Origin of the sequence: Nostoc sp. NZL (genome assembly GCF_015714705.1) — a bacterium.
Lineage (GTDB): Bacteria > Cyanobacteriota > Cyanobacteriia > Cyanobacteriales > Nostocaceae > Nostoc > Nostoc foliaceum_A.
This window is the reverse complement of record NZ_WBKL01000189.1, coordinates 1-2889: the sequence shown is the minus strand read 5'-3', so window position 1 is coordinate 2889 and position 2889 is coordinate 1. Positions and strand designations below refer to the sequence as shown.

At 39.3% G+C, this 2889-nt stretch carries 4 protein-coding genes; all 4 read right to left on the bottom strand.

From position 1 onward, the window contains the following. Nucleotides 1-51: 51 nt before the first annotated feature. Nucleotides 52-651 carry a Uma2 family endonuclease gene (locus F8R90_RS28175; RefSeq protein ID WP_196513428.1) on the bottom strand — a complete coding sequence of 200 codons (600 nt, stop codon included), beginning with the start codon at nucleotides 649-651 and terminating at the stop codon, nucleotides 52-54. Between the two features lie 97 nt (nucleotides 652-748). Further along, nucleotides 749-1441, bottom strand: coding sequence for an abortive infection family protein (locus F8R90_RS28170; protein ID WP_196513427.1), 693 nt, complete (start codon nucleotides 1439-1441; stop codon nucleotides 749-751). 9 nt (nucleotides 1442-1450) lie between these two features. Beyond that, nucleotides 1451-2560 (bottom strand): restriction endonuclease subunit S, encoded by a 1110-nt coding sequence (locus tag F8R90_RS28165; protein WP_196513426.1) that lies wholly within the window; start codon nucleotides 2558-2560, stop codon nucleotides 1451-1453. After that, nucleotides 2557-2679, bottom strand: coding sequence for a hypothetical protein (locus F8R90_RS33570; protein WP_269141808.1), 123 nt, complete (start codon nucleotides 2677-2679; stop codon nucleotides 2557-2559). Before F8R90_RS33570 ends, F8R90_RS28165 begins: the two co-directional genes overlap by 4 nt. Nucleotides 2680-2889: the final 210 nt, after the last annotated feature.

Genomic DNA, 2889 nt, shown 5'->3' with positions numbered 1-2889 from the left:
GGGCATAGGGGAATGGGGAATGGGGAATGGGATAAAAGTATTACCTACTACCTATTCCCTAATGATGTCTGTTGGGGTTTCTGGGGTGAGGGTTAAACCGCGATAGACTTGTTCAATGGAAAAATTGAGGTTAATGCTTTTGAGTTCGATTGCGTCGCCTGCTTTGTAGTTGATAATCAACCAGTCGCCTGCATCGTTTTTGTGATACAGGTCGATTTCGATGCTGGTGGAACTGACTAGTAGGTAATCGATTAAGGCTGGGTTTTGGCGGTACATTCTGAACTTGCCACCTCTGTCGTAGGCTTCGGTGCTGGCGGAGAGGACTTCGACAATTAAGCAGGGGTAGGTAATATATTGGGTTGTGGTTTTGTCGCGATCGTTGCAGGTAACGCTGGCATCTGGGTAGGTATAGTTATTAGTTCCTACAATATTAACTCTCAAGTCTGAGTTACCTGTTATGCAACTACTAGCGTCTAAATGGGTATCAAACATAGTCGTAAATCGAATTGCAATACGGCTATGATTAACGCTACCGCCAGTCATAGCGTAAACTTCGCCGTTGATATACTCGTGTTTTTCTAGTTGCTGTTCTTCCCAAGCAAAATACTCGTCCGGGGTGAGGTGAGGGGCGTTGTCTTTAGCTACGATCATTGTGGGAAAACTCCTGGGTTGGATGACTCGCACACTTTCATATAGAAAAATCTCTGCTGCACTTTGATTTTACACAAATAGATTTATCCGTAATGCCCTATTCTTCGTCTAACAATGCTTGTTCATCAAGGAAGGTTTGTAGCCGGATATCATAGTCTTCATAGTAAAGGGTATACAGTGCTTGGCTATAAAGTAGTTTTCCGTCTAAGGGATATTCTTCGTCTAGAAAGTCATTGAATTCTGGATTTTCTTTATATCTAATTCGGTCTTCTTCGATTTTGATGTCTTCTTTTGACTGCTTTTCTAAGGCAAAACTGAAAAATGAAGATATGAGATAACGGGATAGGCTTTCTGTTATTTCTCTCAGTAGCCGCGATAAATCTTGATCGTTAAGCAGTTCTTTAGGTATATGTTTTCCGTGAGATAAATCACCTCTCGCATTTCTTAATTCATTAATATGTTTTCCTAACTGTGATAGTTTACTAATAAAATCCCTTTCGCATACATCATCATTTTTTTGAAGTAACTTGGCTGCCTCAGAGATAAGATTATTAGTTTCACTTTTCGCTCCTTTATTTAAAGTTTTTCCTTCTATTCGTGGATCAATTTGAGTAATGATTGTCTTACAAATACTTTGTAAAAGTGAATTGCAACAGTCTAGGCTTACTCCTGTATGTAAATCTTGATGATAGCTTTCAATTGCGCTAATAAATTCGGCAAATGCACCATAGTATTGAAATTCGGGAAATTCTTTGAGATGCCTCTTGACTAAAGTTTCTAAACTTTCCATAACACCTCATTACACAAATATCTTTTGAAGTAAGCCTTTTTTAAATTGTTCGGTTTGATCGATTTGGCGGGAAATGGTTTCGATTTTGCGATCTATGGTAGTTAAGAAACCAGTCATCTTTTCTTGTTCTTCTTTAGAGGGAGCAAACAATTTAAAGCGTAATAACTTGTTTACAGACAAACCAGGCTGGGCTGATGACTCTGACAGTTTATTAAGATTGTAGTAATCAAGTCTCTGAGCAAGCCATTCGGTATTAGCCGTGTCATTTGCTCGACAAGCTATTGCATGTTCTGAAATATAAGCTTTTCCATAGGTGCGATGAATATTTCCACATAATGCGCCTTGTCTACCGATTAAAAAATAAAAGCCATCATGAGTAAATTTTTCTGTATATCCTCTTAAGCCATTCCCCCCAAATACTGGATAAGTACCATGTTCAGTTATTTCATCAGAAGTAATCCCGTATCCGCTTTTGAATTCTGAAAATAATTCTTCTAATCTTTTCCTTTCCCAATCAGGGAAGGGGGAGCCGTCGGATTGTTTGAAGCGGATTTGTTGGGAAAAGAGTTTTTGCATAACGCCGCGTTTGTAGGTTTGCAGCAGTTCCCTTTTGCGGCAAAGTTGGGTTAGACGGCGATCGACAGCCTCCAAAAAACTAGCAATCTTTTCTTGTTCTTCTTTAGAAGGAACAAATAACTTAAATCGCAATAATTTGTTTACAGACAGACCAGGCTGGGCTGATGACTCTGACAATCTATTAAGATTATAGTAATCAAGTCTCTGGGCAAGCCACTCGGTATCAGATGTATCGTTAGCTTTACAAACAATTGCATGTTCTGAAATATATGCTTTTCCATTGGTGCGATTGATATTCCCGCATAGTGCGCCTTGTCTACCAATTAAAAAATAAAAGCCGTTGTGGGTAAAACTTTCTGTATATCCTCTTAATCCATTTCCTCCAAACACTGGATAAGTACCATGTTCAGTAATGTCATCAAAAGTAATGCCGTAACCACTCTTAAACTCTGAAAATAATTCTTCTAATCTTTTCTCATTCCAATCACCTTTAAACTCAGAAAATCTCAACTGAGGAACTTTTTTCTTTACCTTCTTACTCATAACGGCGCATCAATCCCCAACTGCTCACAAAACCCCTTAATCGCCTCATTGATCGCCACCATATCCCGATCGCACTGCCTCAACTCTGCCGCTACATCTGCTAGATCAATGGGGAGCATCTCACCTTTGCAAATACAGGTATAATTTTGGGAAAAAAGTTACACTGGCAACAAGAGCGGCAAGTGCAATTACTATGAACCCTGAAGACTTCAAACGTTTGGAAACCTGTTTGCAGGAAGCAGCAGAAATTCTTTATCGGAATACGCCAACAGAAGAGTTGACAAGCTTTGAGAGTATAGAAAAAGCAGTAAGGACAAAGATGCTAGAGC